Annotated in this window: 4 protein-coding genes and 1 pseudogene; 4 read left to right on the top strand and 1 reads right to left on the bottom strand. The window is 27.4% G+C overall.

Annotated elements, in window-relative coordinates:
* Both Q0F58_RS17035 and Q0F58_RS17030 read left to right on the top strand, forming a co-directional pair.
* The coding region (locus tag Q0F58_RS17035; protein WP_294379065.1) for a sensor histidine kinase KdpD at window positions 1–520 on the top strand (520 nt) is incomplete at its 5' end.
* Window positions 521–633: 113 nt separating this feature from the next.
* Window positions 634–1,374: a hypothetical protein gene (locus tag Q0F58_RS17030; RefSeq protein WP_294379064.1), complete on the top strand. Its 741-nt coding sequence runs from the start codon at window positions 634–636 to the stop codon at window positions 1,372–1,374.
* Window positions 1,375–1,518: 144 nt separating this feature from the next.
* Here the strand turns inward: Q0F58_RS17030 and Q0F58_RS17025 are convergent, their stop codons facing one another.
* On the bottom strand, window positions 1,519–2,685 hold the full coding sequence (locus Q0F58_RS17025; RefSeq protein ID WP_294379063.1) for an FprA family A-type flavoprotein: 1,167 nt from the start codon (window positions 2,683–2,685) through the stop codon (window positions 1,519–1,521).
* Between the two features lie 386 nt (window positions 2,686–3,071).
* On the opposite strand from Q0F58_RS17025, the gene Q0F58_RS17020 reads away from it, so the two are divergent.
* Window positions 3,072–4,421, top strand: a complete 1,350-nt coding sequence (locus Q0F58_RS17020) for an MATE family efflux transporter (protein WP_294379062.1) — start codon at window positions 3,072–3,074, stop codon at window positions 4,419–4,421.
* Window positions 4,422–4,501: 80 nt separating this feature from the next.
* A pseudogene (locus Q0F58_RS17015) lies at window positions 4,502–5,026 on the top strand (histidine phosphatase family protein).
* Window positions 5,027–5,179 lie beyond the last annotated feature (153 nt).

Here is a 5,179-nt window from a genome sequence, read left to right as displayed (position 1 = left end):
GTCTTTAGCTTCATATATAAAAAACAGTGAAAGAAATATAGTATTTGATACACAAGAAGAAGAAATAATAACTGCTTGTGATCCAGATCAAATAGAAAAAATAGTTCTTAATATTCTTTCTAATTCAGTAAAATTCACATCTTGTAATGGAAATATATATGTAAATATGGAGATAAGTAAAGATTGTAGAAAAGTAATAATAAGAATAAGAAATGATGGTCCAATTATAAGTAAAGAAGATGCAGAAAAGATTTTTGGAAGGTTCACTCAATCTGAAAATCTTTTAACTAGGAGCGTTGAAGGTACTGGAATAGGACTTGCGCTTGTAAAATCTTTAGTTGAACTTCATAATGGTAGTGTTTATGTGAATACAAAAGTTGAATATGGAACTGAATTCTGTATAGAGCTTCCTATAAGAAAGTTAATGAACTGTAAATCAAAAAATATTCCAGTGAAAAGCCTCAATTCTAAAGTAGAAAAGTTTAATATTGAATTTTCGGATATATATGATTTAAATTAAAAGATGGGGTATAAGATAAATTTTAAATATAATTTTAATCTTGTAACATAAATTAAATATGGTATATCATAATTAAATAAAACATGATATCTGTACGGAGGAAGAAAAATCATATGATACATTTAAAATATAAAAAAGATAATAGAGGAATTGAAGATAGAGCTATAAGTTTTGAATATGTTTCAGATATAGTAAAACTGGCAGAATATTTAAATAGTTCTAATTCTTCAGGCGAAAAATTAAACAGATATGATTATGAAGGAGTTATGCTTGATAGATATATATTTTCTGATGAATCAGTAAAAGAAGAATTAATTGCTGAGGGAATATATGATTCTCATATAAATGAATATATACTTGAAAGCAGTGAATTTGAAGGATGTTTTATAAACAGTAAAGATTTAAAGATAAATATGAAGAGTGATTATTTGTTTTTATATGATGATAACATGAGTATAATGATTCCTATAATTAAGTATAGTGAAAATAATACTGAATATTATAGAATATATATTTCTAAATACATACCTGTTAAGAAATTTCTTTTAAGCAGATGCGATGGTTGTTCATGTATATATTTAAAAGACCTTCTTTTTAATCTTTATCCTGAAATAAATGTTGGATTAGATAAAAAATATATGGATTTTAAAGGTTCTGTATGTAGTGAATGCCTTTCAAAAATGGAAAAAGGATTAAGTCTTAAAAATTATGAAGATAAGGATGCTGCTGAAAGTGATGTAAGTAATGTAGGAGAAAAAATAGATGAATTTTCATCTATTGAAGAAATTTTAAAATTTTGTGGAATGGAAAATAGAGAAGAGCTTGAAAAAATTATCAGAAGCAGAATAGAATAATTAGTAAATCTGAATTTAATATCAATGTGAACATTAGGTGTAATTCAGTGTTTGCATTGATAAAAGATTCAGATAAACTTTATTTTAATATGTCAAAATACTTAAACATTGACAGAATCTAACCAATTTTAAAGTTTAAGTCTGCTATTTTTTTAAAATTTCATCTGCTAAATTATTAATATTATTTATATCATCTGGTTTTACAGCTGATGTTATAGTGACTATATTTTCACAGATTGATATATTTTTCATTTTCTCAAATGAAGCTTTCATAATTTTTCCGGCAATCGGAGCCCATGAACCATTTTCTATGATTCCAACCTTTCTATTCTGGAAGTTTTTGCTTTTTAAATGGCATATAAAATCTTCCATGCAAGGGAAAACACCTCCATCATATGTTGCAGCTGCAACTATAAGTTTATCAAAACGATATGAATCTGCAATTACCTTTGACATATCTGCTCTTGACAAGTCATATAGAACAACATTTTTTTCTCCTTTTTCCTTAAGAATTTCAACCATTTTTTCAGCTGCTTCAGCAGTATTTCCATGAATAGAAGCATAAGCAACAACAGTACCTTCTTCTTCAGGAATATATCTGCTCCAGGTATTATATTTATCTATATAAAATCCTAAATTTTCTTTTAAAACAGGTCCATGAAGAGGGCAGATTGTTTCTATGTCTAATGTAGCTGCTTTCTTCAATAATGTCTGTACTGGAGCACCATACTTACCAACTATGTTTATATAGTATCTTCTTGCTTCATCAGTCCAGTCCTCTTCTACATCTAAAGCACCAAATTTGCCAAATCCATCAGCTGAAAACAAGATTTTTTCAGTTTTTTCATATTCAACCATAACTTCTGGCCAGTGAACCATTGGAGCCATGAAAAATTGAAGTGTGTGTTTTCCTAAGTTTAATTCATCTCCTTCAGAAACTACTACTTTTTTATCCTCTATATTCATATCAAAAAATTGAGGAAGCATATCAAATATCTTTTTATTTCCAACGATTTTTATTTCAGGATATTTTTCTGAAATATTTTTAATATTTGCAGCATGATCTGGCTCTAAATGTGAAACTATAAGATAGTCCGGCAATTTCCCATCAAGAACAGTTTCAAGATTCTTCATCCATTCATTTTGTGCTCTTTTATCAACTGTGTCCATTATAGCAATTTTTTCGTCTAAAATAACATATGAATTATAAGAAACACCATTTGGAATTTTATATTGGCTTTCAAATAAATCAAGTGTTTTATCATTTACTCCTATAAATTTTATAGAATCCGATATACAAATATTGTTCATTCTCATCCCTCTTTCATAAAATAGATAATAATACTTAAATAATAATTGATATTTGTTAATAATTACATTATACTGTTGCGTTTCATATTAGTCAAAGAATTTATTAAAGAAAATTCATGATATTAAAAAAATATTATTTACTTAATGACATATAATTTGTAGTTAATAAAGAAATCTATGCAAGATTTTTTGAATTATTATTTAGTTTTACTATTAGAATAGAATATTATAAAATTATTTTATAGTATATGTTTACATGGAATATTTATAGTATTATAGTAATTATATGATTGCTATTAATGAGATTTATTGATAATAAAATAGGGATTTTTAGCTTACATATATATTTTTATATAATTCAGTATATTTATGTTTGGAGGTCGACTATGATTAGTTTAAAGACAGATTTACTTAAAGGAAGCATATTGAAATCACTTTTGATTTTTGCAATACCTATTTTGATTTCAAATATTTTTCAACAGCTTTATAATACTATGGATACAATGATTGTAGGAAATTATCTTGGAGATGTATCACTTGCAGCAATAGGGGCATGCACAGCTGTATATGATCTTCTTGTAGGCTTTGCTCTTGGAATAGGAAATGGATTGAGTATAGTAACTGCAAGAAGTTATGGATCAAAGGATGAAGATCTTTTGAAAAAATCAGTAGCTGGTTCAATAGTCATTGGAATATGCATAACAGTATTAATAATGATTATATCATATTTATTTTTGTTTCCTCTTTTGAAATTTTTAAATACACCATCAGAAATAATATATGAGTCCTATTCATACATATCTACACTTACAATGTGTGTAGGAGTAATGTTTGCATATAATCTTGCAGCAGGACTTTTAAGAGCAATTGGAAATAGTATAATGCCACTTATATTTCTAATATTATCATCAGTGATTAATATAATTCTTGATATATTATTTATAACTCAATTTAATATGGGGATATTTGGAGCAGCGGTTGCAACAGTGCTTTCACAAGGAATATCAGCTATTTTATGTGTGATTTATATATATAAGAAAAACCCAATACTTATTCCTTCAAAAAGACATTTTGTCTTTGATAAAGAACTTTATCAGGAGTTACTTGGACAAGGTCTTTCAATGGGATTTATGTTATCTATTGTTTCAGCAGGAACTGTTATATTACAGACAGCAATTAATGGACTTGGATATCTTATAATTGCAGGTCATACAGCTGCAAGGAAACTATTTTCTTTTTGTATGATGCCTGTAGCTACAATATCCTTATCTCTTTCTACATTTGTATCACAAAATAAAGGGGCAGATCAGGGAGACAGAATAATAAAGGCTGTTCGTTATGGAAACCTTCTTTCTCTTTTATGGTGTATTATAATATCAGTAATATTGTTTTTTGGAGCAGAATCAATGGTGAGAATATTGTCTGGTTCCAATGAGTCAATAGTAATTGAAAATGGAGCTAAATACCTTATGATAAATGCACCGTTTTTCTGTGTTTTAGGTGTACTTCTTAATTTAAGAAATGCCCTCCAGGGAATAGGAAAAAAAGTTGTTCCTCTTGTTTCAAGTATTATAGAATTGAGTGGAAAGATTATATTTGTAATTATTTTTATTCCATCACTAAAATATTTTGGGGTAATTATATGTGAACCTGTTATATGGTGTTGTATGTGTTTACAGCTAGTATTTGCATTCTATAGAAATCCATATATAGTAAAGTTTAAAAAAAATAATTAAAAATATATTTACTTGGAGTTAACTCAAAGGTGTAATATAAAATTAATAAAGAACAGTTCAAGGTATAAAAGGAGGATATAATGAAGAAGATATTTTATATAATGAGACATGGACAAACATTATTTAATTTGAGAAGAAAAATTCAGGGAGCTTGTGATTCACCTCTTACTGAATTGGGAGTAAAACAGGCTCAAGCAGCAGCAGAGTATTTTAAAAATATAAAAATTGATCATGCCTACTGTTAAACTTCAGAAAGATGTAGTGATACACTTGAAATTGTGTTGGGAAATAAAATGCCATACACAAGATTAAAAGGTTTAAAAGAAATGAATTTTGGTACTTTTGAGGGTGAAAGTGAAGACCTTAATCCCAAAGATAGAGAGGTTTTTGGAACATTTTTTCTTGCCTATGGAGGAGAATCAAGAGAAATGGTAAGGAAAAGAATGGTGCAAACATGTACAGAGATTATGGAAAAAGAGGATAATAAAGTTGTACTTGCTGTCTCTCATGCAGGAGCATGTCTTCAATTTTTATCACACTGGCAAGATCCTACAGAGGAATTAAAGAAAGATTTTAGTAATTGCTGTATATTGCTGTATATTTAAATATGAATATGAAAACAAAAAATTTAAATTATTAGAAGTTATACGTAATTAGATAGTTAAGAATTTTTCATATTAGTATAAATATAAAAAATCAATTATGTATATTAAAGACAAGCGTAGATAATATGTTGATTTTGATTATATGAGTTTATA

It is taken from the genome of uncultured Clostridium sp. (assembly GCF_934754915.1).
In the GTDB taxonomy this organism is placed as follows: Bacteria; Bacillota; Clostridia; order Clostridiales; family Clostridiaceae; genus Clostridium.
Note: the sequence above shows the minus strand (reverse complement) of the source record. Positions and strands in the feature narration are given on the sequence as shown.

Bases quoted from the DNA above. Each gene is read 5' to 3' on its own strand.
- Q0F58_RS17020 (WP_294379062.1), top strand. From the start codon at position 3,072: ATGATTAGTTTAAAGACAGATTTACTTAAAGGAAGCATATTGAAATCA.
- Q0F58_RS17030 (WP_294379064.1), top strand. From the start codon at position 634: ATGATACATTTAAAATATAAAAAAGATAATAGAGGAATTGAAGATAGA.
- Q0F58_RS17025 (WP_294379063.1), bottom strand. From the start codon at position 2,685: ATGAACAATATTTGTATATCGGATTCTATAAAATTTATAGGAGTAAAT.